We start from the raw sequence: 24,342 nt of genomic DNA on the forward strand, positions 1-24,342 counted from the left end.
CGCCCGGTTTACATTCCGAACCCGGAAGCTAAGCCTTTCAGCGCCGATGGTACTGCAGGGGGGACCCTGTGGGAGAGTAGGACGCCGCCGAACAATCATTGTGGGAAAGCCCCGCACCAACCCTTCACGGGTTCGGTGCGGGGCTTTTCTGCGTTCACGGGCCGGAATCGAGGGCGCCGGCCCGATCGGGCCCGCCGCGCGCCTGCCGGCTGTCGTCCGAATGGCCGCAGCAGCCCGGTGACGCGTCGTCGGCGGCCCGGCGAGACGGGCCCTACGTCCCTTTAGTTCGTACTGTGGGGGTATGGGCTACGACCTCGTCATCTTCGACAACGACGGCGTGCTGGTGGACAGCGAGCCGCTCGCCAACAGCACCCTCGCCGGGTACCTGACCGAGCTGGGGCACCCGACCACCTACGAGGAGTCGGTCCGCGACTACATGGGCTCCGCCGTGCACCGGGTGCACGACCTCGTCCTCGAGCGGACCGGGCAGCAGTTGCCGGCCGACTTCGACGAGACCCTGCATGCGCGGACCGTCGCCGCCTTCGAGCAGGAGCTGAAGCCCGTCCCCGGCGTGGAGGAGGTGCTGGGGGCACTGACCGCGCAGGGGATCGGGTACTGCCTGGCCTCCTCCGGGAGCCACGAGCGGATCAGGGTCGGGCATCGGGTCGCCGGGCTCGACGGGTGGTTCGAGGAGGAGTGGATCTTCAGCGCGCAGGACGTGGGCCAGGGGAAGCCCGCTCCCGATCTGTACCTGCACGCGGCGCGGCAGATGGGCGTGGAGCCCGCCCGGTGCGTGGTCGTCGAGGACAGTCCGCTCGGGATCCAGGCCGCCCGCGCCGCGGGCATGGACGTCTACGGGTTCACCGCGATGCTCCCCGCCGACCGGCTCCCCGGAGCCACCGGCCACTTCGGTGACATGAAGCAGCTCACCGGACTGCTCGGGCTGGAAGCAGGACTGGGTATGTGATCTCTCTACCCACGGGTAGCCCGTGGGCCTACGCTGACCCGCCATGACGGATGATGTGCGGCTGCGGCGTGGCCGCGGCGCTCTGGGGTTCAGCTTCTTCGTGCAAGGCGTCGCCTTCGCGCTGCTCGTGACACGGATCCCGGCCATCCAGGACCGGTACGGGATATCCGACGGCCTGCTGCCCGCCTTCCTCGCGGCCGTGCCGATCCTCGCGGGCGCGTCGAGCGTGGCCACCGAGCACCTGGTGAAGCGGGTGGCGCCCAGCGTCGTACTGCGGTGGGCGCAGCCGCTGGTGCTGCTGTCCCTGCTCGGCGTCGGGGCCGGCGGCCAGATGTGGCACGTGGCGGTGGCGTTGGGGGCGTTCGGGCTGTCGGTGGGTGCGCTGGACGCCTCGATGAACATGCTCGGGGTCAGTCTGCAGCGGGCGTACGGGCGGAGCATCATGCTCGGCTTCCACGCCGCGTACAGCCTCGGCGGGATCCTGGGGGCCTCGGCCGCGTGGGCGGGCGCGCACTGGGAACTGGACCTCTTCGTCAGCTATCTGCCGGCCGTGGTCGTGCTGCTGCCGTTGGCCTTCCTGGGGAGCCAGCGCTACGTCGACGGGACGGCGGGCCAGGGGGAGGCCGACGGGAAGGGGCTGGGGGCCGGCGGGTTCAAGCTGCTGCTGCCGCTCTGCTTGGTGATGGCGTGCGCGTACATCGGGGACTCGACGGTGGCGAACTGGAGTGCCAAGTACCTCCAGGACGTGCTCGGGAGCTCGGAGCAGATGGCCACCGTCCCTTACAACGTGTACATGGTGACCACCCTCGTGGGGCGGGCCGTCGGGGACCTGGGCGTACGGCGCTTCGGGGCGGCGACCGTGGTGCGGGCCGGGACGCTGGTGGCGGCCGGCGGGTTCGCCGTGGTGGCCTCGGCGCCCGGGGCCTGGGTGGGGATGCTCGGCTTCACCCTGCTGGGGATCGGGTTGTGCGTGATCGTGCCGCAGACCTTCGCGGCCGCGGGGAGGCTGTTCCCGGGGGCGTCCGACACGGCCGTCGCGCGCCTCAACATCTTCAACTACGTCGGCTTCCTGATCGGGTCCCCGCTCGTCGGGGCGGTGGGTGACGCGTGGAGCTACCGGGGCGCGATGCTGGTGCCGATGGCGCTGGTCCTGGTGACACTCTTCCAAGCCCGCTCGTTCGGCTCCGAGGGCGCCCGATACGGTGTCCGGCATGAGCGGCGAGTCGGCCACCGGCCTGTTGATGTGGGACGAGGCGGTAACGAGGTATGACTTCGGACCGAGCCATCCGATGGACCCGGTGCGCCTGGCGCTGACCATGGGCCTGGTGCGCGCTTTCGGGCTGGACCGGGCGATGGAGGTACGGGCAGCCCCGGCGGCCGGGGACTCGACGCTGCGGCTGGTCCATCGGGAGGACTACGTCGCCGCGGTGCGCGAGGTGTCCGAGGACCCGGGCGTCGCGGACGGTTCGTACGGGCTGGGGACCATGGACGATCCGGCCTTCCACGGGATGCACGAGGCGTCCGCGCTGATCGCCGGGCAGTCCGTGGCGGGCGCGGAGGCGCTCTGGCACGGTGAGGTCGAGCACGCCGTGAACTTCGCCGGCGGGCTGCATCACGCCATGCCGGGCGGGGCCGCCGGATTCTGCGTCTACAACGACGCCTCGCTGGCCATCGCCCGGCTGCTGGAGCTGGGCGCCGAGCGGGTCGCGTACGTGGACGTGGACGTGCACCACGGGGACGGCGTGCAGGCGGCCTTCTGGGACGATCCGCGGGTGCTGACCATCTCGATGCACGAACACCCGCGGACGCTGTTCCCGCAGACCGGTTGGCCCGAGGAGACCGGCGGTCCGGAGGCGGAGGGCTCGGCGGTGAACATCGCGCTGCCCGCCGGCACCGGGGACGAGGGCTGGCTGCGGGCCTTCCACGCCGTCGTGCCGGAGCTGCTGGCGGACTTCGGGCCGCAGGTGCTGGTGACCCAGCACGGGGCCGATACGCACTTCGAGGACCCGCTGGCGCACCTGGCGGTCTCGCTGGACGCCCAGCGGGCCGTCCAGGAGGCCTGTCACCGGCTCGCGCACGAATACGCGGACGGGCGGTGGCTGGCGCTCGGCGGGGGCGGGTACGCGGTGGTGGACGTCGTCCCGCGGTCGTGGACGCATCTGGTGGGGATCGCCGCGCACCGGCCGGTGGATCCCCAGGCGGCGGTGCCCGCCTCGTGGCGGGACGAGGTGTACGCGCGGACGCGGCAGTTGGCGCCGGCCCGGATGACGGACGGGCGGACCCCGTCGTGGCCGGATTGGGACGCCGGCTACGACCCCGCGGACCGGACGGATCAGGCCGTTCTGGCCACGCGCCGGGCGGTGTTCCCGCTGCGCGGCATGCTGACCTGATCGCCCGGGGCGGCGTACTGCCGCATCGTTACGCCAACTGTGGGGCTGTTCGCCGGAATTGATGAGCCGCCAGATCTGTTGGGGGAGCATCGGAGGGTGTTGAGCACCGGCGCGCTGCGTGCGCATCTGCTGGCCGCCCGGTTGGCCGGGCCCGTCGCCACCTCCCGGGAGGAGAGCCTGCGCAGTTACCGGCTGTTCGCGGCGCGGGATCCGCGGGTGATGCTGGGGCTGGATCCGGAGTGGGCGTGGGGCGAGGGTGATCTGCTGAGGCTGATGGCGGACAAGTGCGGGGTCTCGGCGGATCCGGCGCACGTCAGCGGCCCGGACGTGATCGATCCGGAGCGGACGATGGCCGCGCTGGAGGCCTTCGCGGGGCGGCTGTGCGAGGCGGCGCGGGCGCGGTCGCCGGTGCTGTTCGGGACGGGGCATCCGCATCGGCTCCTGGGCTTCTACGCCGCTTTGGCGCAGGCGATGTCGGCGGCGGGATGTGTTGTCCTCACCCCGGCGCAGGGGGTGAGTGTCGACATGGCGACCCGGTTCGGCGTACGCACGCACAGCATCGAATACGTACGGGGGGTCGCACTGGTGCGGGAACCCGGCGTGCGGGTGCCGGGGAGTGCGACCGGCGTGCACACCCATTCACCGCTGCCGGTTCGGATGGCCCTGGGGGTCCTCGCGGAGGCCGGCGGGCCACTGCCGGAGTTGGTGGTGGGGGACCACGGGTGGGTCTGCGGTGCAGGTCAGCTGGGTGTGGAGGCCATCGGGTTGGCGGATACGGATGATCCCGCGCTGTTCGTCGGGGAAGCCGAGGGGCGGGTCTCGGTGGCCGTTCCACTTGATGACGCGGTGCGAGCGGACTACTACCGACCGCTCACCCGGTACGTGCTCGGCCGCGCGAGTCTGACGGGGCGGCAGGAGTGGCCGTAGCTCCTCTTCCCCACTCGTATCACGCGCCCCTACTCTGGGGAGTGAGCGTGCGACGACGAGGAGTAACCGGAGGGGAAGCCGGTGCCCGTCATGCGCGGAAGGTCAAGGTGTGTCATGGCTGCTGGCGAGAGGCCTCTCAGTGAGGTTCAGTTCCTGACCGTGGCGGAGGTCGCCTCGGTGATGCGAGTGTCGAAGATGACCGTGTACCGGCTGGTGCACAACGGTCATCTGCCCGCAATCCGGGTGGGCCGGTCCTTCCGGGTCCCCGAGAACGCGGTCCACGAGTACCTCCGAGAGTCCTATGTGGGGGTGGAGTCGGCCTGAGACTGAGGCTCGGGAAGCCCCTGGCTACGACGCGGAAGCGCTCGGATTACAAGCTCAGAGCTCGGGCGGGTAGGCTAGGCCGACGTAGGTCGTGTGGGCCCAGACGCCCCGCACCAGTGAAGAGAAGTGAGCGAGGGTAGTCGTGGGCTCTGTTATCAAGAAGCGGCGCAAGCGGATGGCTAAGAAGAAGCACCGCAAGCTGCTCAAGCGCACCCGCGTCCAGCGCCGTAACAAGAAGTAAACGGCAGCTGTACGTGTTCTCCGCAGCCCCTCCACCATCCTGGTGGAGGGGCTGCGGTGCAGCCGGGGGACTTCTTCGAGGGAGGCGCTGAGCTCGTGGGGAAGGTCGTACTCGTCACCGGGGCTGCCCGGCAGTTGGGCGGCCGCTTCGTGCGCCGTATCCAGCGTGACCCGGACGTCGAGCGGGTGATCGCGGTGGACGCGATGACACCGCCGCACCGGCTCGGATCGGCGGAGTTCGTCCGTACGGACATCAGACAGTCGGCGATCGCCAGAGTGCTGGCCGAGCACGCCGTGGACACGGTGGTCCATCTCGCGGTCACCGGAGGCAGTGCGGGAACGGGCGGTGCGCACAGCACCGTCAAGGAAACGAACGTCATCGGCACCATGCAGCTCCTCGGTGCCTGCCAGAAGTCGCCGACGGTACGGCGGCTCGTGGTGAAGTCCAGCACCAGCGTCTACGGGGGCACCCCCCGGGACCCGGCCGTCTTCACCGAGACCACGGAGCCCAAATCCCTGCCGGCGGGCGGCTTCGCCAAGGACGCCGCCGAGGTCGAGGGCTATGTACGGGGCTTCGCGCGCAGACGGCCGGACGTCGCGGTGTGCGTCCTGCGGTTCGCGAACATCCTGGGGCCCTTCGCGGATTCGGCGCTCGCCGAGTACTTCTCGATCCCGGTGATGCCGACCGTGCTGGGGTACGACCCGCGGCTGCAGTTCGTGCACGAGGACGACGTCCTCGAAGTGCTGCGGCTGGCGGCCCGGGAGCCCCGGCGCGGGACCCTGAACAGCGGGACGTTCAACATCGCCGGTGACGGCGTCCTGCTGCTGTCGCAGTGCTCGCGGCGGCTCGGGCGGCCCACCTTGCCGTTGCTGCTGCCCGCGTTGAACTGGGTGGGCGCCGCGCTGCGGGCGGTCGGAGCCAGCGACTTCTCTCCGGAACAGATAAGGCTGCTCACCCACGGCCGGGTCGTGGAGACCACGCAGATGCGTGAAGTCCTCGGCTTCGAGCCGCTCTACACGACCGCCGAGACCTTCGCGGACTTCGCGCGGAGCCGGGGGAGCGGGCTGCTGCCCCCGGAGCGGGTCGGACGGGTCGTGGACCGGGTGGCGGCCATGCTGGACGCAGACGGGCTCGACGGGCTCAAGGACGACGCCTACGCGGCTGAAGGAGCGAAGCGATAGTGGCGGACGCCAAGGTCATTCCGTTCGGCGAGGACCGGCCGCGGCGGCGGATCCCCCGCCGGGTGCGGGCGGTGCCCGCCGCCGAGCCGGTGGTGGAGGACCCTGCCGGTCCCGAGCCGACGCCGGCCGCGGCGCCGGGCGACAGCTGGGACCGGCGGGTCGCCGGCGGGCTGGCGTTCCTGCGGCGGCGGATCACCGGGGACTACGAGGTCGACGACTTCGGCTACGACAAGGAACTGACGGACCAGGTCCTGATGTCCCTGATGCGGCCGCTGTACGACAAGTACTTCCGGGTCGAGGTCAAGGGCATCGAGAACATCCCGGCGGAGGGGGGCGCGCTGATCGTGGCGAACCACTCCGGGACGCTGCCCCTCGACGGGCTGATGCTCCAGGTCGCCGTGCACGACCACCACCCGGCGGAGCGGCACCTGCGGCTGCTGGCGGCGGACCTGGTGTTCCAGCTGCCGGTGGTCAACGAGCTGGCCCGCAAGGCGGGGCACACCCTGGCGTGCGCGGAGGACGCGCAGCGGCTGCTGGAGGCCGGGGAACTGGTCGGGGTGATGCCGGAGGGCTTCAAGGGGATAGGGAAGCCGTTCGGAGACCGGTACAAGCTGCAGCGGTTCGGGCGCGGTGGCTTCGTGTCGACGGCGCTGCGGGCCGGGACGCCGATCGTGCCGTGCTCGATCGTGGGGGCGGAGGAGATCTACCCCATGGTCGGCAACGCGAAGACGCTGGCACGGCTGCTGGGGGTCCCGTACTTCCCGATCACGCCGACGTTCCCGTGGCTGGGGCCGTTGGGCGCGGTGCCGTTGCCGACGAAGTGGACGATCCAGTTCGGGGAGCCGATCCCGACGGACGGGTACGCCGCGGAGGCGGCGGAGGACCCGATGCTGATGTTCAACCTCACGGACCAGGTGCGGGAGCAGATCCAGCACACGCTCTACAAGCTGCTGGTGCAGCGGCGGTCCGTGTTCTTCTGACGCGTAGCCGGGTCGAGGAACGAGGAAGGGGGCGGGGCCGCGGCGGCCCCGCCCCCTTCCTGCTACTCGGCGTCCTCCGCGCCCAGGCCCAGGCCCGGGAGGAGCCCCGGGAGCAGGGGCGGGATGGTGATGTCCGGCTTCGGGTTCTCCGGCGTGCCCGAAGGGGGCGGCGCCGACTGTCCCGCGGGCGGGTTGAGCAGGTCGCCCGTACCGCCGAGGAGGCCGCCGGCGGGGGGCCGGGAGCTTCCCGAGGGGGACGGCGCCGCAGGGCTGCCGGACGGCGTGCCGGCGGCCGGGGCGGACTGGTGGGCACCGCTCGGGGTGCCCGGCTTGGCGGCCGGGCCTGGGGTGCCTCCGGTACCGCGGCTCTGCTCCGGTGCCTTGGGGAGCAGGCTCTGCAGCGGCGCCACGTCTTCGTCTATGGCCTGGAAGACCGAGTCCACCTCACCGCCCACGTCCGTGAGCTGTGCCGGGAGCTTCCCGCGGAGCTTGCCCCACGCGTCGCGGTGGGAGCGGGTGAACGACGACAGCTTCTGGATCGGGCCGAGCGAGCCGTCCCGTTCGTACGCGGCCTGGAGGAGGCGGTGGCCTTCCTCCGCGTCGTGCTTCACCCCTGCCAGGGCCCGGCGGATCGCGCCCAGGGACTCGTGGTCCAGGTCGCCGAGCCGGCCTCGTTCCATCAGCCGACGGGCTTCCGACAGACGGTTCGAGGCCTGGTCGAGATAGAGCTCGCCCCGGTCCGCGTCGTCGTCGGCCATCCCCAGCTTCAGGTCCTCCATGCCCCGCTTCACGGGGTAGAGGTGGTCACCGGGCAGGGCGTCGGTGCTGGCAGCGGCCACTCCGCTGAAGGCCCCGGCGGCCACACCCACGGTGAGGCCGCCCGCTGCGATGCCCTTGGACCAGCGGGAGCGGGGCCGCAATTTCCGGAGCGGGGTCGCCCGGTGGGCGCCGCGGCCGGTCCGCTGTTCGGGCACCTGAGGGTCCGAGGCGGCACCTCCCCCGGCCCTCTCCTCCAGCACCATGGTCTCCATGGCGGCAATGAGCTGGGCTCGTTGCACCACTTTGACCTCGGGGTCCAGCACTGGGCGCGGCATTCTTTCGCCGAGCACGCTCGCCAGGGCCAACAGCCGGTCGTGGTCGGCAGGTTCGGCAGGTGCCTCGGACTGCTCGGCCGCCGAGTCCGGATCCGGAAGATCGGACAGGGTCCGATCCTCCAGGGCCTGGGCGAAGGCGTTCGCCCGCCGGTGCGGGGTCACGTTCGCGATCACTGGCGGCACCTCCTCTCGTCATGACGATCGACTCCCCAAGGTGTCCGGAAGGTTGCCTTCCTTGAGCACATCCACACTTTCGGGTGAGCGGCTTCGGGCAAAGCGTGTCCACAGGGAGCCTGCATTCCGCACAACGAGCGTCGCGGCACTTGGGTTACGGACGAAGGATGATCTGACCACAGCGTCATCGAGGGGTCACCGAATGTGAGGTTGTGTGGTGTCGGAGGGTCAGCGGGCGTCTTCGGGGAGGAGGCGGGCCAGAGTGCGCACCGCCCGGTACTGGAGCGTCTTGATGGCGCCCTCGTTCTTCCCCATCACCCGGGCCGTCTCGGCGACCGAGAGGCCCTGCAGGAAGCGCAGGGTCACGCATTCCTGCTGCTGCGGATTGAGCTTGCGTACGGCCTCCAGCAGGGCCGCGTTGGAGAGGGACTCCAGGACGGAGTCCTCGGGGCTGCGCTCGACCTCGTTCGCGTCGAGCATCTCGCCGGTGGTGACCTCCAGTCGGAACCGGCTGGACTTGAAGTGGTCCGCCACCAGGTTGCGGGCGATCGTCACGAGCCAGGCGCCGAAGTCGCGGCCCTGCCAGGTGAAGGTGGAGATCCTGCGCAGGGCGCGCAGGAACGTCTCACTGGTGAGGTCCTCCGCGGTCGCCTTACCGCCCACGCGGTAGTAGATGTACCGGTAGACCGTGTCGCTGTACTGGTCGTACAGGCGGCCGAAGGCCTCGGCCTCGCCGGCCTGGGCGCGTTCGACCAGGTCCATCATGCGGGCCTGGTCGCTGTCCGCCGTGGGGCGGCGGTGGGTGGTGGCCTGGGTGCCGGTGCCGGCGGCGTTGGAGCCGCCGGCGGCGCGACCTCGTCTGCCCACCGTCGCGCCGCCGTCGGTCAGGGCATAGCAAGGACCGGCCGGGCCGAAGCCGGCAGGGACCGCGGCGGCGAAGGCGGGGACGGCGTACGCGGTGGGGACGAAGCCGCGCAGGTGGTCGAGGACCGTTGCGCGCAGCTGAGCCAGGCCCGAGGCGTCAACCCCGACAGGTGGGTACACGGGACTCCCAGAGGCAGAGCTTCCATCACGTGCAGTGCGGAACCGTTCACCCGTCGTGGCGACAGATGGCCGGTGGCATGCGTTTGAGGAGAATAACGCTTCGTACAGGCGGCGCTACACCCAGTTGCTCAAATCACCGGTTCCGACACTTCCGTTGCGTGTCGAGGGCATATTCAGTCGCAGTTGGTGATCGATTCTTGATCACTTGGATACGCGGAATGGACGCTTCCATGGGGTCCCGCGACCGAGTCGGGCATGCCGGAGTGCCGCGCCGGGGGCGCGGGTAGAGGTGAGCGAATGACGGGGTCCTGCCTGCGCCCAGGGCGGGCCCGGGGTTCGTGGGCCCCCGGGCCTGGTGGTGTTACTTGCGGCGGCGGTGGAGGGCGATGGCCGCGGCCGCGCCGCCCGCGATCGCGCCGACGCCGGCGGCGGCCGGGACGCCGACCTTCACGGCCTTGCGGCCGGTCCGATAGTCGCGCAGCCGCCAGTCGTTGGTGCGGGCATGCTTGCGCAGTTTTGTATCGGGATTGATCGCATACGGGTGTCCGACCAGCGACAGCATCGGGATGTCGTTGTGCGAATCGCTGTACGCGGCGCAGCGTTCGAGATCCAGCCCCTCGGCGGCGGCCAGGGCGCGGACCGCCTCCGCCTTCGCGGGGCCGTGCAGCGGCTCCCCGACCAGGCGGCCGGTGTAGATCCCGTCGACGGACTCGGCGACGGTGCCCAGGGCGCCGGTCAGGCCCAGGCGACGGGCGATGATCGTGGCCGTCTCCACGGGGGCGGCCGTGACCAGCCACACCTTCTGGCCGGCGTCGAGGTGGGCCTGGGCCAGGGCGCGGGTGCCCGGCCAGATCCGCTCGGCCATGTACTCGTCGTAGATCTCCTCGCCGATCGACATCAGCTCGGAGACCTTGTGGCCCTTGACGATGGACAGGGCGCTGTCGCGGGCGTCCTGCATGTGCTCGGGGTCCTCGACCCCGGCGAGCCGGAACCAGGCCTGCTGCCAGGCGAAGCGGGCGAGCTCACGGCGCCGGAAGAACTCGCGCTTGTAGAGGCCGCGGCCGAAGTGGAAGATCGCGGCGCCCTGCATGACGGTGTTGTCCAGGTCGAAGAAGGCGGCGGCGAGATCGTCGCCGTCGACCGGGAAGACGGGCTCTTCCGGGGCCTGGTCCGGGCCCTCTTCGGCGAGGGCTTCCGGTTCCGTTTCCGGTTCGGTGAGTGGTGGGGCCTCGGCCAGGGCGGACTTGCGGGCGGCCTCGGCCGAGGCCTCGCCCGCCAGCACGCTGCGTGCCGTGGCGGAGCGCCGACGAGGGGGGAGCCATCCGAGAGCGGCCATGACGCGAGCATAGCCACTGTGTTCGGGAGTTCCCGAACCGATGGGATGCGCGGGCGTGAACTCTTCGAGGCGGCGCTGTTACGCGAGGGCGCGGGAGAATGGGTGGCATGAGCCCTTTGTTGCGCCGTAAGGAAAAGAAGCAGCCCGGCGAGCGGACGGTGACGCTGATCGGGAAGCCGGGGTGTCACCTGTGCGACGAGGCGGAAGAGGTGGTCGCGAAGGTGTGCGCCGAGACGGGTGCGCAATGGGAGAAGAAGGACATCTCGCAGGACGAGGATCTCTACCGGCTGCACTGGGAGCAGATTCCGGTCGTGCTCGTGGACGGCGAGCAGCACACCTTCTGGAGGGTGAACCCCGACCGGCTCCGGCGGGCGTTGGGGGCCTGACCCTCTTCCCGGTTAGCATCATGGGCGATTTATGGGGTCTCGGGGGCGTATCTGTGAGGAGTGTGCACGGTTTTGCCCCCTTTGGGATTTGAACGGGTTCGACGTGCCGATGGTTCCGGCTTTAGGTGCCGGAAGTGCGTGACCCCGGTCACTTTGGACGGACAAACCGGACACAATCTTTGTGCACGCGTTCACAAAGGCATAGCCTGCTGTCGACGGGGCGGTCCTGGGACAAGTGGCCGCCTGCAGCCCCGCTCATCCCGCAGGAGCATCGTGGCAACTGGCCGAACTCACCGACCGGCGACCCGCAGCCGAGGTATTCCCGAGGCCACTGTCGCCCGGCTTCCGCTGTACTTGCGTGCCCTCACCGCGCTCTCCGAGCGATCGGTGCCCACGGTGTCCTCCGAGGAGCTCGCGGCCGCCGCCGGAGTCAACTCCGCGAAGCTGCGCAAGGACTTCTCGTACCTGGGTTCCTACGGGACCCGCGGCGTCGGCTACGACGTCGAGTACCTCGTCTACCAGATCTCCCGCGAGCTCGGCCTGACCCAGGACTGGCCGGTCGTCATCGTCGGCATCGGTAACCTCGGCGCCGCCCTCGCCAACTACGGCGGTTTCTCCGCGCGCGGCTTCCGCGTCGCGGCGCTGATCGACGCCGACCCGGCGATGGCCGGCAAGCCGGTCGCCGGCATGGCCGTGCAGCACACCGATGATCTGGAGAAGATCATCTCGGAGAACGGCGTCTCGATCGGCGTGATCGCGACCCCCGCCGGCGCGGCCCAGCAGGTCAGCGAGCGGCTGATCGCGGCCGGTGTCACCTCCATCCTGAACTTCGCCCCCACCGTGCTGTCCGTGCCCGAGGGCGTGGACGTACGCAAGGTCGACCTCTCCATCGAGCTCCAGATCCTCGCCTTCCACGAGCAGCGCAAGGCCGGTGAGGAAGCGGCCGCCGCTGCCGCCGGCGGCTCCTCCGTGGGCGGCGCCGCACCCGCCGCGGCCGTGGTGCCGCCGGCCGGACGGACCACCGCCGAGCAGCGCAAGGGCGGGCCCGAGGGCGACGTGCCGGCGGTGATGCCGGCATGAGTCTGCTCGTCGTAGGGCTGAGCCACCGCAGCGCACCCGTCAGCGTCCTGGAGCGGGCCTCGCTGGCCGCCGACGCCAAGGTGAAGCTGCTGCACGACACCCTCGCCGCCGAACCGGCGACCGAGGCGACCGTGCTGGCCACCTGCAACCGGATCGAGCTGTACGCGGACGTGGACAAGTTCCACGCCGGCGTCGCCGAGCTGTCCACACTGCTCGCGCAGCACAGCGGCGTGGCGCTGGAGGAGCTCACCCCCTATCTGTACGTGCACTACGAGGACCGGGCGGTGCACCACCTGTTCTCGGTGGCGTGCGGCCTGGACTCGATGGTCGTCGGCGAGGGGCAGATCCTCGGCCAGATCAAGGACGCGCTGGCACTGGGGCAGGACCTCCACACCGCCGGCCGGCTGATCAACGACCTGTTCCAGCAGGCGCTGCGGGTCGGCAAGCGGGCGCACTCCGAGACCGGGATCGACCGGGCCGGTCAGTCGCTGGTGACCTTCGGGCTGGAGCAGCTCGCCGTGGGGACGCCGGTGGCCGAGTGGGCCGTGGGCAAGCGGGCGCTGGTCATCGGCGCCGGGTCGATGTCCTCGCTGGCCGCGGCGACGCTGGCGCGCGTCGGGGTCGCCGAGATCGTCGTGGCGAACCGGACCGCGGACCGGGCGGAGCGACTGGCGGAGATTCTGGTTGCCTCGGGCACCGGGGTCTCGGCGGTGGCCGTGCCGATGGCTCGCGTGGCCGATGAGCTGACACGAGTCGACGTGGTCGTCTCGTGCACGGGTGCGACCGGGCTCGTGCTGACCGCCGACGACGTGCTCGACGCCGTGTCCTGGGGCTCCGCGGGCGGGCTCGCGCCGGCCGATCGGGCCGAGGCCGGAGCTGCGCCCCAGGCCTCCCAGGGGCTCCGCCCCCGGACCCCCGCGCCTCAAACGCCGGCGGGGCTGGAGATGGCCGATGTCGTGGCGCGGCTGGCCGCGGCCGCGCAGACACACGGCCGGATCGCCGACGCCGGGGCCGTGCGGACCATCGCCGGGGCCGTCGAGGTCGACGGGTGCCCCGTCGGCCCGGACGGGCGCGCCGCGCTGACCGGGGTCGACGCCAACTCCCTCGAACTGCACGGGACCTGGGCCGACCAGGGCGAGGCCGCCGCACAGCGACAGCCCCGCAGGAGCACCCGTACGCAGGCCCACGCGACCACCGTCCGGCTCGCGCTGCTCGACCTGGCCATGCCCAGGGACATCGACGCGGCCGTGCACCGGATCCCGGGCGTCCGGCTCGTGGACATCGAGTCGCTCGCGGAGGCGTCCGCCGACGCCCCGATGGCGGCCGACGTCGACGCCGTACGCGCGATAGTCGCCCAGGAAGTGGCGGCCTTCGGGGCGGCGCAGCGGGCCGCGCACATCACGCCCACCGTCGTCGCCCTGCGCGCCATGGCGGCCGAGGTCGTGGCCATGGAAGTGGCGCGACTCGACGGGCGGGTGCCCGACCTCGACGAACGGCAGCGTGCCGAGGTCACCCAGACCGTGCGCCGCGTCGTGGACAAGCTCCTCCACGCGCCGACCGTGCGCGTCAAGCAGCTCGCGAGCGAGCCCGGCGGCGCCGGGTACGCGGAGGCGCTGCGCGAACTCTTCGACCTCGACCCTCAGACGGTTGCTTCCGTCAGCCGGGCGGACGCGGCCGATCCGATGAACGACGACGACCCAGGACGGGCATCATGAACACACGTCCCGACCAGCCGCTGCGGCTCGGTACGCGGCGGAGCAAGCTGGCCATGTCCCAGTCGGGGCACGTCGCCGACGCGGTACGGGCCGTCACCGGCCGCGCCGTCGAGCTCGTGGAGATCACGACCTACGGCGACGTCTCGCGCGAGCACCTCTCGCAGATCGGCGGGACGGGCGTGTTCGTCACGGCCCTGCGCGACGCGCTGCTGCGCGGCGAGGTCGACTTCGCCGTGCACTCGCTGAAGGACCTGCCGACCGCGCAGCCCGACGACCTGGTGATCGCGGCCATGCCGCGCCGCGAGGACCCGCGGGACGCGCTCGTCGCCCGGGACGGTCTGACCTTCGAGCAGCTGCCCGACGGCGCCCGGATCGGTACCGGTTCGACGCGGCGCACCGCCCAGCTCAACCACCTGGCGCTGGCGCTCGGCAAGCGGATCGAGACGGTGCCCATCCGCGGCAACGTCGACACCCGGATCGGCTTCGTCCACGACGGAGAGCTCGACGCCGTCGTCCTGGCGGCCGCCGGTCTCAACCGGATCGGGCGCGGTGGCGAAGCCACCGACCTGCTGTCCGTCGACAGCGTCCTGCCGGCTCCCGGCCAGGGCGCCCTGGCCGTGGAATGCCTCGCGTCCGACACGGACCTCGTCGCCGCGCTCGGCGAACTCGACGACCCGCACACCCGGGCCGCCGTGACCGCCGAGCGTTCCCTGCTCGCCGCCCTGGAGGCCGGCTGCAGCGCACCCGTGGGCGCGTTCGCCGACCTGCTGGCGGACGGGGAGATTGTCAATGAAATGCGCCTGCGCGGCGTCGTCGGAACCCTCGACGGCACCACGCTGGTGCAGCTGTCCACCACCGGTCCCGTGCCCCAGTCGTACGACGAGGCCATGGCGCTCGGCCGCGAACTCGCGGACGAGATGCTGGCCAAGGGCGCGGCCGGTCTGATGGGGGAGCGATCGCTTTGAACCCCTCAATTCCGACCACCTCCGCCTATCCGGCCGTCGCCGCCCACGGACGCGTCACCTTCCTCGGTGCCGGCCCGGGCGACCCGGGCCTGCTGACGCTGCGCGCCGTCGAGGCGCTCGCCGCCGCGGACGTACTGATCGCGGAGCCCGAGGTGCTCGAGGTCGTACGGACTCATGCGCGGGCGAATGTCGACACGCCTCAGCTGACGATTGCTGATGAAGTGTCAGCAGCCGCCGGGGTCCCGGTGATCCGGGACGCGGCCAATCTTGTCATGGAGGCCGCACGCGCCGGCAGGCGGGTCGTGCGTGCCGTCACGGGCGACCCCGGTCTCGACGGCAACGCCGCCGAGGAGATGCTCGTCTGCGCTACCGCCGGTATCCCCTTCGAGGTGGTGCCCGGTGTCGCGACCGCGGTGGGCGTACCCGCGTACGCCGGTGTCCCGCTGCGCGACAAGCAGGGCGCGGACGTGCGATTCGTCGACGCGCGGACCGCCTCGGCGCGCTGCTGGACCGAGGTGGGCGCCAGCGACGGCATCCTCGTCGTGTCCGCGACCCTGGAGACCGTCTCGGCGGCCGCCGCCGAGCTGGTGAGCGCCGGGCGCAAGCCCGACACCCCGCTGACCGTGACCGTCGCCGGTACCACCACGCGGCAGCGGACCTGGTGCGCGACGCTCGGCACCATCGCCCAGGTGTTCAAGCAGGGCAAGGTGCTCCCCTCTCCCGAGGGCGCCCGGCCCGTCATAGCCGTGGTCGGTGAGCACAGCGCCGCCGCGCGGCGCGAGGACCTGTCCTGGTTCGAGTCGAAGCCGCTGTTCGGCTGGCGGGTCCTCGTACCGCGCACCAAGGAGCAGGCCGCCTCGCTCTCCGACCAGCTGCGTTCCTACGGCGCGGTGCCCCACGAGGTACCGACCATCGCCGTGGAGCCGCCGCGCACCCCGCAGCAGATGGAGCGCGCGGTCAAGGGCCTGGTGACGGGCCGCTACGAGTGGATCGCCTTCACCTCGGTCAACGCCGTCAAGGCCGTCCGCGAGAAGTTCGAGGAGTACGGGCTCGACGCGCGCGCCTTCGCGGGCATCAAGGTCGCCGCGGTGGGCGAGCAGACCGCCGCCGCGCTCGTGGAGTTCGGTGTGAAGCCGGACCTGGTGCCCAGCGGTGAGCAGTCCGCCGCCGGACTGCTGGACGACTGGCCGCCGTACGACCCGGTCTTCGACCCGATCGACCGCGTGTTCCTGCCGCGGGCCGACATCGCGACCGAGACGCTGGTCGCCGGGCTGATCGAGCTCGGGTGGGAGGTCGACGACGTCACCGCCTACCGGACCGTGCGCGCGTCGCCGCCGCCGGCGGACACGCGCGAGGCGATCAAGGGCGGCGGCTTCGACGCCGTTCTCTTCACGTCCTCGTCCACCGTCCGCAACCTGGTCGGGATCGCCGGCAAGCCGCACAACGTCACCGTCATCGCCTGTATCGGGCCGGCGACGGCCAAGACGGCGGAGGAGCACGGGCTGCGCGTGGACGTACTGTCCCCGGAGCCGTCGGTGTCGAAGCTGGCGGAGGCCCTCGCCGAGTACGGTGCGGCGCGCCGCGAGGCGGCCAAGGAGGCCGGCGAGACGGTGTTCCGGCCGAGCGAGCGACGGCCGGGGGCGCGGCGGCGTCGTACGACGTGAGCGCCTTAGGCCCGGCCGGACTCCGGCCGACGGAACGGGTGAGGGGCCCGGGTGCGGAGGGATACCGCGCCCGGGCCCCTTCGTTCGTCCCGCCGGGCCCCGCGCCGTTAATCCCGTTGTGCGGCCGCTTGTCGCCCCGCGAGGATCACCGCCGGACCGAACGGGACACGGACACGGGGACGGGGAGCGGATGACGGATCGGGACGCACGGCTGGTGGCGGCGGTCCGGGCGGGGGACCTTCCGGAGGTCCACGCCCTGCTGGGGCCGGGGAGGAACCCCGACGCGGTCGACGAGGACGGGCTGCCGGTGCTGTGCGCGGCGGTGGCCGCACACGAAGAGGAGATCGCCGACGCCCTGCTGGGCGCCGGAGCCGACCCCGAAGCGGTGGACGCGGACGGTACGCCCGTCCTGTGCACGGCGGTGGCCGCGTTCGCGTACAGGACCGTCGCGGACCTCGTGAGAGCAGGGGCCGATCCCGACCGGGTGCTCCCGGACGGCACGACCCCACTGCTTCGGGCCGTCGAGGGCGGCTCCCCGGCCACGGTCAGGGCGCTGCTGTGGTCCCAGGACCTCCAGGCACCGGAACTGCGTCTGGAGCGGCCGATGCGCGAGCGGCTGCTCGCGGCGGCCCGGCACTGGTACGAGACGGGCGCGGAGACGGAACTGCGCCGCCGTACCGGAGCCGCGTCCCCGGCGTGGACCGGCACGGTCGAGGAGGAGTGGTGCGAGGTCGAGCAGGTCACGCTCGGCGGGCTGAGCGTCCGCGCGGGGCACGGCGCCGTCCTGACCGTCCTGGAGTCGACGTTCGGCGCCCCGGCCCCGTTCACGGAGCTGGTGGCCCGTGCCGTCCGGCACCCCGACCCCATGCACGTGGACTGGGCCGCCGCACGCTTCGAACTCGGCAACCGCCTCGGCGAGGGGGCCCGGGACATGGTCACGGCCCTGCGCCACCACCCGTCGCCCCACCACCGCCGCTTCGCCGCCGACCGGCTGGCGACCACGCACCACGAGGACGACGGCGATCTCCTCGTCACCTGGGCGGAGACCGAGACGGACGCCGTGGTGCTCGCCGACGTGCTGTGGGCCCTCTCCGAACAGGCGGAGGACCATCCCCGGCTGGGGGCCATCGGCCTGCGGTACGCCGACCACCCGGACCCCCGGGTGCGCCGCCGGGTGCCGGACTGCCTCGCATGGCCCCTGACGGCGCAGGCCACCGCCGCATTGCGCTCCCTGACGCGGGACCCGGACGACGAGGTCCGCTTCGCCGCCGCGCGCTCCCTGCCCGCGGCGGACCACGAGGACCGGGACGGCCCCGGCGCCGTCGTACGCGACCTGGTCCGCGACCCGCACAGCCCGATGCGCGGCGGGGCCGCGGAGGCTTTGGCCGAATCCGACGACCGTACGGCGGACGCCACGGAGGTCCTGCTGGCCCTCCTGGACACCGACGACCGCATCCTGCGCCTGGTCGCCGCCTACGGCCTGGCCCTGCGGGACCACCCGTACACGCCGCAGGCGTACGCGCGGGTGGAGGAACTCGGCCCCATCCGCCAGCCCGATCACCGGGCCTTCGGACTCGCGGACTGGCGCCGGCGCAACGAGCCGCCGGGCTGAGGGGGAACCGACGGCAGGCGTGAGGACGCCGGCCCGGTCAGGCGGGGTTCGCGGTGCGGAACGTGCGGCGGTAGGTGTCGGGCGGGACGCCGACGACCCGTTTGAACTGGCGCCGCAGGGTGGTGGCGGTGCCCATGCCGGTGGCGACGGCGACCACCTCGATCGTCTCGTCGGTGGCCTCCAGCAGCTCCTGGGCGCGGCGGACCCGCTGGGTCAGCAGCCATTGCAGCGGGGTCTGGCCGGTGACCGCCCGGAACCGCCGACCCAGGTGGCGCGGGCTGGTGCCGGCCCGGCGCGCCATGTCGGTGACGGTCAGCGGCCGGTCGAGGCGCTGCTGGGCCCAGGCGAGCAGGTCGGTGAGCTGGTGGTCGCCGCCCGTGGCCTGGACCGGGGTGGTCACGAACTGGGCCTGGCCGCCGGTCCGGTGCGGAGCCATGACGAGGCGGCGGGCGATCGAGTTGGCGACGGCGGCGCCGTGGTCGAGGTGGATCAGGTGCAGGCACAGGTCCACGGCGGCGGCCTTGCCCGCGGCCGTGAGCACGCTGCCGTTGTCCGTGTAGAGGACGTCCGCGTCGACCTCGGCCCGCGGATGGCGCGCGCTCAGCTCGGCCGTGTGCGCCCAGTGGGTGGTGGCCCGGCGCCCGTCGAGCAGGCCCGCGGCGCCGAGCACGAAGGCCCCGGTGCACAGGGAGGCGACCCGGGCACCGGCCGCGTGGGCCGCGCGTACGGCCTCGACGAGCTCGGGCGGCGGCGGCTCGTCCACGTCGGCGCACGCGGGCACGATCACGGTGTCGGCCCGGACCAGGCGCTCCAGGCCGTGGTCGGGCTCGACGGTGAACGGGCCGACGCGCACCGGGCCGGGGCCGCAGAGCAGGACGTCGTACCAGCCCTGCGGGGCGTCGAGCGGGGGATTGCCGAAGATCTCGTAAGCCACCGCCAGCTCGAAGTGCAGCATGTGACCGGCGGCCGCCAGGGCGACTGTGGGCATGTCCGAAAGTGTACGGGTGTTGTCGTTCCGGACCATCACGGTCGGGTGCGGGCCGCCCCGAGACTGGGGTCATCGAGACGACGCGAACGACGCGAACGATGCGAACGGGGACAGCGATGAGCACGGTGGGTACGGCGGACACGGCGGACACGGCGGGTACGACCGGAGCGGTGGTGGTCTACGGGGCGACGGGGCACACCGGTCGCTTCATCGTCGCCGAGCTGCGCAGGCGCGGTATCGCCACCGTCGTCTCCGGCCGCGACGAAGCCCGGCTGGCGGCGCTGGCCGCCGAGGGCGGGGCGGACGTGCTCGTCCGGCCGGCCACCGTGGACGACCCGGCCTCCCTGGACCGGGCCCTCGCCGGAGCCGCGGCGGTCATCAACGCCGCCGGACCGTTCGCGGTGACGGGCGGGCCGGTCGTCGAGGCGGCCCTGCGCGCGGGGATCCCGTACGTGGACGTCGCGGCGGAGATCGAGGCGAACGTGACCATGTTCGCCGACCACGCGGAAGCGGCCCGCAAGGCGGAGGTGCCCGTGGTGCCGGCCATGGCCTTCTACGGGGGCCTGGGCGACCTCCTGGTGAGCGCGGCCACGGGCGGATGGGAGGCGGCGGACGAGGTGCACGTCGCGTACGGGCTGAGCAGCTGGCGGCCCACGGCCGGCACCCGCGAGGCGGGCACCGTGTCCCACGAGCGCCGCGCGGGCCGCCGGGTGCGGTTCACGGACGGCGCCCTGCGCTACCACGACGATCAACTGGCGCAGCAGGAATGGGACTTCCCCGCGCCCCTCGGCCGACGGACGGTGATCGCGGAGTTCACCATGGCCGACGTCGTCACCGTGCCCAGCCATGTGGACGTGCCCGAAGTACGTACGTACATGGCCGCCGAGGCCGCGCGGGACCTCGCCGGGGCGGACACGCCGGCGCCGGAGCCCGTCGACGACCTCGGCCGCTCGGACCAGACCTTCGTCGTCGACGTCCTGGTGCGGGCGGGCGGGCTCGAACGTCGGGCCACGGCCCGGGGCCAGGACATCTACGCGGTCACGGCGCCGCTGGCCGTCGAGGCCGTCGAGCGGCTCCTGTCCGGGCGGACCAGGACGACGGGCGTGGCCTCGGCCGCCGCGATGTTCGACGCGCCCGACTTCCTGCGGGCACTGGCCCCGTACCTGTCGGTGGAGCTCTCGCACTGACCGCGGGGCGGACGGGGGGAGCCCGGGAGCGGGGGGCCCGGGCTCTACCCTTGTCCGGACTGCTGTCGATGCTCGAAGAGGCGACTGAAGATGAGCGCGTACGGATCCTTCCCCGGTTCGCGGCCCCGCCGGCTGCGCACCACCCCGGCGATGCGGCGGATGGTCGCGGAGAACCGGCTGCACCCCTCGGACCTGATCCTCCCGGCGTTCGTGCGGGAGGGCATCAGCGAGCCCTTGGCGATCTCCGCGATGCCGGGCGTCGTGCAGCACACCCGGGACACGCTGCGGAAGGCCGCCGTCGAGGCGGTCGAGGCAGGGGTCGCCGGGATCATGCTGTTCGGTGTCCCGGCCGACGAGAACAAGGACGCGCTGGGCACCGCGGGCACCGAGCCGGACGGGATCCTTCAGGTCGCGATCCGCGACGTGAAGGCCGAGGTCGGGGACGACTTGGTGATCATGTCGGACCTGTGCCTGGACGAGTACACCGACCACGGCCACTGCGGTGTGCTGGACGAGCACGGGAACGTCGACAACGACGCGACGCTGGAGCGCTACGCCGAGATGGCGCAGGTCCAGGCGGACGCGGGCGTCCACGTGGTCGGCCCGAGCGGAATGATGGACGGGCAGGTCGGCGTCATCCGTGACGCGCTGGACGAGACCGGGCACGAGGACGTCTCGATCCTCGCGTACACGGCGAAGTACACCTCCGCCTTCTACGGTCCCTTCCGCGAGGCCGTCGCCTCCTCGCTGCAGGGCGACCGAAAGACCTACCAGCAGGACCCGGCGAACGCCCGGGAGTCGCTGCGAGAGCTCGCCCTCGACCTGGAGGAGGGCGCGGACATGGTGATGGTCAAGCCGGCCGGCCCCTACCTCGACATCCTGTACCGGGTGTCGCAGGCGGTGGACGTCCCGGTGGCGGCGTACCAGATCAGCGGCGAGTTCGCGATGATCGAGGCGGCGGCGGAGAAGGGCTGGATCGAGCGCGACCGCGCCATCCTGGAGACCCTGCTGGGCATCAAGCGGGCGGGCGCCGACACGATCCTCACCTACTGGGCGACCGAGGTCGCCGGCTGGCTGCGCGAGGCCCGCTGACGGTCTGTCCTACGGCCATTCGACGAGGCCGTTGAAGACGACGAAGTCGAGGACGACGGCGGCCGGGGCGGCGACGGCGAACCACACCCTGGCGGCGGCGTACCGCCGCTGCCAGGGCAGCGCCCACGCGGCGAGCAGTACGGCCAGCACCACCAGCAGGCCGAACCCGAAGGCGGCGAAGGCGACGTCGTACGAGGCGTCGAACCGGTCGCCCGCCGCGTCCCCGCAGGAGTCGCAGGCCATCGGGGACAACCCGACGAAGAAGAACGCGACGGCGGCCATCGGCAGCGTGAGCAGCGTGGCGACGAGCGGTGCGACGAACGCGCGGGGGTGGCGGGCGGTGTCCGGGGTCATGGATCCAGTGAACTCCGCCGGAGAATACCGAACATGAGTGCGTGTACTCACGTGATGTGTTCGATGACCTGCGAAACTCATAGGTACAAGTACGTATGTGATGCGGCATTGCCTACGAGGGGTGGACATGCAGGACGGCGATCTCAGGGTCTCCGAGGACGGCCTCACCAAGCTCGCGGACGACCTCGACGAGATGCAGGGTCATCTGGAGCGGCAGATCCGGAACATGGACCGGGTGGTCGACAGCATCGCGGCGGGCTGGCAGGGGCCCACGGCCACGGCGTACCGCGCCCTGCACCGGGGGGCCGCCGAGGACGCCGTGCGGATCCGGCAGGTGCTCTCCCTCCTCGAACGGGCGACCAGGGCTTCGCGTGACGGCTTCACGGCCCAGGAGCTGGAGGTCCTGGCCGCGTTCAAGCGCGTCCAGAGCCAGGAGAACGTGACGGCGTCCGCCGAGGAGCTGACCGTGCCGGATCTGCCGGCCGCCCCGCAGAGCCGTCTGCAGGACATCTGAGAGCAGCGAGGAACAGCACCACCATGTCGGACGACGACCGGATAACAGTCGACTTCGCCACCCTGCAGCGCCTGTCGGGTGACCTGGAGGAGATACTCAAGGACCTCAACGAGAAGCTGGAACTACTCTACGAGCGCGCCAAGAAGGCCGTTCTGAGCTGGGACGGCGAGGCCCGGCAGGCCTTCATCGACGAGCTGGACAAGTGGGATCGCTCGGCCCAGGACCTCAAGGCCACGCAGGCCTGGCTGCACGAGGTCGTGGTCAAGGGCCACCTCAACTACGCCGCGGCGAACAAGTCCGTGCTCCAGGGCTGGGGAGGCGGCGCCTGATGGCCGGCCCCACCCCGGGCCCCGGCCCGGCGCAGCCGCCCGCCGGCGGCGGCAACATCGACGTCAAGCCGTCGAATCTGTGGAACGTCTCCGGACAGGTCGCCGCTCAGCAGGACCCCATGATGCGCGGCGGGAACACCCTCGTGCAGGAACTGCGCGAGTACCCGGACGCCGGCGGGGCGGGCACCAGCGCCGAGAAGTTCGCGCAGGCCTACAAGAAGATAGGCAACCGCTGGCTGGAGGTACTGGGCAAGAGCGTGGTCAGCATCGGCGGTGTCGCCGTCGGCTTCACGGAGACCGCCAACGCCTACACCAAGGCCGATGCGGCGTCCCACCCCAAGGCCGGACAGGCCCCGGAACAGCGCCCGTTGCCCACGGTGATCGACAAGGACCCGAAGTTCGCGAGCGTCCCCGACATCAAGTGGGGTGACGACGACGGCGGCGACGACCTGATCCGCGGCGCCATGGAAGGCATACCGGAGATCGTCCGGGACCTCCTGCAGCCCGTCGCGAAGCACGTCTTCCGGGTCGGGAAGGTGGCGGACGTGCACCCCTTCCCACAGCAGCATTACCTCAACTCGCACTGCCACAGCTGGATGAACGCCTCGACCGTCCCGGGCAACACAGCAGCCGAGCTGACGAGGATCATCGGCATCATCACCAATCACCAGCGGGCCGACTGGGAAGCCGCCATGCGCACGTTCTGCAGCGCGCTGTGGGGCGGGACGGACTGGGGGAAGTCCCGGCACGGCATCCAGTGGGCGCACACCACCCCGCCGCCCGGGGCGCGGACGGCCACGGGCAGTCAGCCGGTGATGACCGCACTGGGCGACGTGGCGATCAAGATCAGCGACTGTCTGCGCGAGTACTCGGAAGCGGCCGTCGAGCTGAACCACGACGTCTTCGAAGAGCTCAAGCGCGCCATGAAGCAGGCCGCGATGAGCATTCTCGAAGACCTGGAGAAGGCCAAGGAGAAGCCCAGTGTCAAGAGCATCGCCGGCGCGATCAGCAGCGTGGCCGGCGGGATCGGCGGGGCCACCGGGCTCCTGCTGAAGTTCGACGTCAACACGGTCCTGAAGCTGGACAAGGCCAAGCTCAACCGGATCGTGGACAAGTACACCGGCATCGTGGACGGCCTCACCACGCGCATGGAGTCGCTCAAGGAGGTCCTGGACGAAGCGCACATGAGCGCCCCGAAGTACGAGGCCGGTATCGCCCGCGCTCACGGCTTCGGCGCCCGAGCCCTGGAAGATTTCAAGAGCACTTCGCAGACCTGGCTGAAGATCGACTCGGCCACCGGCACGTACGTGCTGGACCTGGCGGCCAACGAGTACATGAACGACGGCCACACGCTGGACAAGCACGTGGGCAAGACGGACGAGCAGTTGATGCAGCGTCTGCGCGACCAGGTGCAGGGCAATCAAACCCAGACCTGGCCGTTCGGCAAGCCGAAGACGAAGGCTTCCTCGGCCTTCCCGGACTACCAACGGGCGCAGGAACTCACCCAGCACAACCTCAACCAGAACGCCGCGGCGATCGACGCCTGGATCAAGGGCCCACCGCCGCCGGACGAAGGTGCCGTGAAGGACTTCCAGGGGACGGCGCCCAATGGTGAGGTCAGCGGGCGCAGCGTAAGCAGAACGCAGGCAGACCTGAACGACCCGCTGTCCGGATGGCAGAACGTCGGCGTCAGGGCCAACGCGCATGATGTGAAGGGCATCGACACGAGGATCAAGTACGACAGCAACCGCAATCCTCCCTTCACCGTCATGACGTCCATGCCCAGCGACTGAGAAAG

The 24,342-nt window shown here is 71.5% G+C and carries 24 protein-coding genes and 1 rRNA gene; 20 read left to right on the forward strand and 5 right to left on the reverse strand.

Annotated elements, in window-relative coordinates:
- The 9 genes from rrf to BCL76_RS05005 form a co-directional block, all read left to right on the forward strand.
- A 5S ribosomal RNA gene (gene rrf, locus BCL76_RS04965) occupies positions 1-93 on the forward strand; the annotation flags it as partial.
- Positions 94-301: 208 nt separating this feature from the next.
- The gene (locus BCL76_RS04970; protein WP_030757807.1) at positions 302-967 is read left to right on the forward strand and encodes an HAD family hydrolase; all 666 of its coding nucleotides are present in this window, start codon (positions 302-304) and stop codon (positions 965-967) included.
- A gap of 43 nt (positions 968-1,010) precedes the next feature.
- On the forward strand, positions 1,011-2,237 hold the full coding sequence (locus tag BCL76_RS04975; protein WP_109778355.1) for an MFS transporter: 1,227 nt from the start codon (positions 1,011-1,013) through the stop codon (positions 2,235-2,237).
- Complete coding sequence (locus BCL76_RS04980; protein WP_109778854.1) at positions 2,209-3,357, forward strand: acetoin utilization protein AcuC; 1,149 nt, start codon at positions 2,209-2,211, stop codon at positions 3,355-3,357. The genes BCL76_RS04975 and BCL76_RS04980 overlap by 29 nt, the downstream gene beginning before the upstream one ends.
- A 96-nt stretch (positions 3,358-3,453) precedes the next feature.
- Positions 3,454-4,284, forward strand: a complete 831-nt coding sequence (locus BCL76_RS04985) for a phosphatase (protein WP_109778855.1) — start codon at positions 3,454-3,456, stop codon at positions 4,282-4,284.
- Between the two features lie 114 nt (positions 4,285-4,398).
- Complete coding sequence (locus BCL76_RS04990; protein ID WP_008738568.1) at positions 4,399-4,608, forward strand: helix-turn-helix domain-containing protein; 210 nt, start codon at positions 4,399-4,401, stop codon at positions 4,606-4,608.
- Between the two features lie 142 nt (positions 4,609-4,750).
- The gene (locus BCL76_RS04995) at positions 4,751-4,849 is read left to right on the forward strand and encodes a 30S ribosomal protein bS22 (protein WP_003948845.1); all 99 of its coding nucleotides are present in this window, start codon (positions 4,751-4,753) and stop codon (positions 4,847-4,849) included.
- 95 nt (positions 4,850-4,944) lie between these two features.
- Complete coding sequence (locus BCL76_RS05000) at positions 4,945-6,030, forward strand: NAD-dependent epimerase/dehydratase family protein (protein ID WP_109778856.1); 1,086 nt, start codon at positions 4,945-4,947, stop codon at positions 6,028-6,030.
- Positions 6,030-7,010 (forward strand): lysophospholipid acyltransferase family protein, encoded by a 981-nt coding sequence (locus BCL76_RS05005; RefSeq protein WP_109778356.1) that lies wholly within the window; start codon positions 6,030-6,032, stop codon positions 7,008-7,010. The genes BCL76_RS05000 and BCL76_RS05005 overlap by 1 nt, the downstream gene beginning before the upstream one ends.
- A gap of 62 nt (positions 7,011-7,072) precedes the next feature.
- Here the strand turns inward: BCL76_RS05005 and BCL76_RS05010 are convergent, their stop codons facing one another.
- The 3 genes from BCL76_RS05010 to BCL76_RS05020 form a co-directional block, all read right to left on the reverse strand.
- Positions 7,073-8,278, reverse strand: coding sequence for a DUF5667 domain-containing protein (locus BCL76_RS05010; protein WP_109778357.1), 1,206 nt, complete (start codon positions 8,276-8,278; stop codon positions 7,073-7,075).
- Positions 8,279-8,506: 228 nt separating this feature from the next.
- Entirely contained in the window at positions 8,507-9,322 is an 816-nt protein-coding gene (locus BCL76_RS05015) for an ECF subfamily RNA polymerase sigma factor, BldN family (RefSeq protein WP_030757828.1), read from the reverse strand.
- Between the two features lie 361 nt (positions 9,323-9,683).
- Positions 9,684-10,658 (reverse strand): HAD family hydrolase, encoded by a 975-nt coding sequence (locus BCL76_RS05020; RefSeq protein WP_109778358.1) that lies wholly within the window; start codon positions 10,656-10,658, stop codon positions 9,684-9,686.
- Between the two features lie 98 nt (positions 10,659-10,756).
- Between BCL76_RS05020 and BCL76_RS05025 the strand changes: the two genes are divergently transcribed.
- From BCL76_RS05025 to BCL76_RS05050, 6 genes are all read left to right on the forward strand, one after another.
- Positions 10,757-11,044 (forward strand): glutaredoxin family protein, encoded by a 288-nt coding sequence (locus BCL76_RS05025; protein WP_030757832.1) that lies wholly within the window; start codon positions 10,757-10,759, stop codon positions 11,042-11,044.
- Positions 11,045-11,317: 273 nt separating this feature from the next.
- Positions 11,318-12,124 (forward strand): redox-sensing transcriptional repressor Rex, encoded by an 807-nt coding sequence (locus BCL76_RS05030; protein WP_030757834.1) that lies wholly within the window; start codon positions 11,318-11,320, stop codon positions 12,122-12,124.
- Positions 12,121-13,839 (forward strand): glutamyl-tRNA reductase, encoded by a 1,719-nt coding sequence (locus tag BCL76_RS05035; protein ID WP_109778359.1) that lies wholly within the window; start codon positions 12,121-12,123, stop codon positions 13,837-13,839. The genes BCL76_RS05030 and BCL76_RS05035 overlap by 4 nt, the downstream gene beginning before the upstream one ends.
- The gene (gene hemC, locus BCL76_RS05040; RefSeq protein ID WP_109778360.1) at positions 13,836-14,804 is read left to right on the forward strand and encodes a hydroxymethylbilane synthase; all 969 of its coding nucleotides are present in this window, start codon (positions 13,836-13,838) and stop codon (positions 14,802-14,804) included. The genes BCL76_RS05035 and hemC overlap by 4 nt, the downstream gene beginning before the upstream one ends.
- Positions 14,801-16,468: a uroporphyrinogen-III synthase gene (locus BCL76_RS05045; protein WP_109778361.1), complete on the forward strand. Its 1,668-nt coding sequence runs from the start codon at positions 14,801-14,803 to the stop codon at positions 16,466-16,468. Before hemC ends, BCL76_RS05045 begins: the two co-directional genes overlap by 4 nt.
- Before the next feature lie 190 nt (positions 16,469-16,658).
- Positions 16,659-18,080, forward strand: a complete 1,422-nt coding sequence (locus BCL76_RS05050) for a HEAT repeat domain-containing protein (RefSeq protein WP_109778362.1) — start codon at positions 16,659-16,661, stop codon at positions 18,078-18,080.
- A gap of 37 nt (positions 18,081-18,117) precedes the next feature.
- Here BCL76_RS05050 and BCL76_RS05055 read toward each other — a convergent pair whose 3' ends face one another.
- Complete coding sequence (locus BCL76_RS05055) at positions 18,118-19,068, reverse strand: GlxA family transcriptional regulator (protein ID WP_109778857.1); 951 nt, start codon at positions 19,066-19,068, stop codon at positions 18,118-18,120.
- 116 nt (positions 19,069-19,184) lie between these two features.
- On the opposite strand from BCL76_RS05055, the gene BCL76_RS05060 reads away from it, so the two are divergent.
- Positions 19,185-20,255, forward strand: a complete 1,071-nt coding sequence (locus BCL76_RS05060; RefSeq protein ID WP_109778363.1) for a saccharopine dehydrogenase NADP-binding domain-containing protein — start codon at positions 19,185-19,187, stop codon at positions 20,253-20,255.
- A 90-nt stretch (positions 20,256-20,345) separates the two neighbouring features.
- The gene (hemB, locus tag BCL76_RS05065) at positions 20,346-21,347 is read left to right on the forward strand and encodes a porphobilinogen synthase (protein ID WP_109778364.1); all 1,002 of its coding nucleotides are present in this window, start codon (positions 20,346-20,348) and stop codon (positions 21,345-21,347) included.
- 9 nt (positions 21,348-21,356) lie between these two features.
- Here hemB and BCL76_RS05070 read toward each other — a convergent pair whose 3' ends face one another.
- Positions 21,357-21,701: a hypothetical protein gene (locus BCL76_RS05070; protein WP_109778365.1), complete on the reverse strand. Its 345-nt coding sequence runs from the start codon at positions 21,699-21,701 to the stop codon at positions 21,357-21,359.
- Between the two features lie 127 nt (positions 21,702-21,828).
- Here BCL76_RS05070 and BCL76_RS05075 point away from each other — a divergent pair, with 127 nt between their 5' ends.
- From BCL76_RS05075 to BCL76_RS05085, 3 genes are read left to right on the forward strand one after another with little or no spacing between them, the layout of a single operon-like run.
- Complete coding sequence (locus tag BCL76_RS05075) at positions 21,829-22,215, forward strand: WXG100 family type VII secretion target (RefSeq protein ID WP_109778366.1); 387 nt, start codon at positions 21,829-21,831, stop codon at positions 22,213-22,215.
- A 23-nt stretch (positions 22,216-22,238) separates the two neighbouring features.
- On the forward strand, positions 22,239-22,544 hold the full coding sequence (locus BCL76_RS05080; RefSeq protein ID WP_030757858.1) for a WXG100 family type VII secretion target: 306 nt from the start codon (positions 22,239-22,241) through the stop codon (positions 22,542-22,544).
- On the forward strand, positions 22,544-24,337 hold the full coding sequence (locus BCL76_RS05085) for an RNase A-like domain-containing protein (protein WP_109778367.1): 1,794 nt from the start codon (positions 22,544-22,546) through the stop codon (positions 24,335-24,337). The genes BCL76_RS05080 and BCL76_RS05085 overlap by 1 nt, the downstream gene beginning before the upstream one ends.
- Positions 24,338-24,342: the final 5 nt, after the last annotated feature.

Source organism: Streptomyces sp. CG 926, from assembly GCF_003148825.1.
Taxonomy (GTDB): Bacteria; Actinomycetota; Actinomycetes; order Streptomycetales; family Streptomycetaceae; genus Streptomyces.

Excerpts from the sequence above, each read along its gene's own strand:
- BCL76_RS04970 (WP_030757807.1), top strand. The coding sequence starts at position 302 with ATGGGCTACGACCTCGTCATCTTCGACAACGACGGCGTGCTGGTGGAC.
- BCL76_RS04975 (WP_109778355.1), top strand. The coding sequence starts at position 1,011 with ATGACGGATGATGTGCGGCTGCGGCGTGGCCGCGGCGCTCTGGGGTTC.
- BCL76_RS04980 (WP_109778854.1), top strand. The coding sequence starts at position 2,209 with ATGTGGGACGAGGCGGTAACGAGGTATGACTTCGGACCGAGCCATCCG.
- BCL76_RS04990 (WP_008738568.1), top strand. The coding sequence starts at position 4,399 with ATGGCTGCTGGCGAGAGGCCTCTCAGTGAGGTTCAGTTCCTGACCGTG.
- BCL76_RS05020 (WP_109778358.1), bottom strand. The coding sequence starts at position 10,658 with ATGGCCGCTCTCGGATGGCTCCCCCCTCGTCGGCGCTCCGCCACGGCA.
- BCL76_RS05025 (WP_030757832.1), top strand. The coding sequence starts at position 10,757 with ATGGGTGGCATGAGCCCTTTGTTGCGCCGTAAGGAAAAGAAGCAGCCC.
- BCL76_RS05035 (WP_109778359.1), top strand. The coding sequence starts at position 12,121 with ATGAGTCTGCTCGTCGTAGGGCTGAGCCACCGCAGCGCACCCGTCAGC.
- hemC (WP_109778360.1), top strand. The coding sequence starts at position 13,836 with ATGAACACACGTCCCGACCAGCCGCTGCGGCTCGGTACGCGGCGGAGC.
- BCL76_RS05050 (WP_109778362.1), top strand. The coding sequence starts at position 16,659 with ATGACGGATCGGGACGCACGGCTGGTGGCGGCGGTCCGGGCGGGGGAC.
- BCL76_RS05055 (WP_109778857.1), bottom strand. The coding sequence starts at position 19,068 with ATGCCCACAGTCGCCCTGGCGGCCGCCGGTCACATGCTGCACTTCGAG.
- BCL76_RS05060 (WP_109778363.1), top strand. The coding sequence starts at position 19,185 with ATGAGCACGGTGGGTACGGCGGACACGGCGGACACGGCGGGTACGACC.
- hemB (WP_109778364.1), top strand. The coding sequence starts at position 20,346 with ATGAGCGCGTACGGATCCTTCCCCGGTTCGCGGCCCCGCCGGCTGCGC.
- BCL76_RS05070 (WP_109778365.1), bottom strand. The coding sequence starts at position 21,701 with ATGACCCCGGACACCGCCCGCCACCCCCGCGCGTTCGTCGCACCGCTC.
- BCL76_RS05075 (WP_109778366.1), top strand. The coding sequence starts at position 21,829 with ATGCAGGACGGCGATCTCAGGGTCTCCGAGGACGGCCTCACCAAGCTC.
- BCL76_RS05080 (WP_030757858.1), top strand. The coding sequence starts at position 22,239 with ATGTCGGACGACGACCGGATAACAGTCGACTTCGCCACCCTGCAGCGC.
- BCL76_RS05085 (WP_109778367.1), top strand. The coding sequence starts at position 22,544 with ATGGCCGGCCCCACCCCGGGCCCCGGCCCGGCGCAGCCGCCCGCCGGC.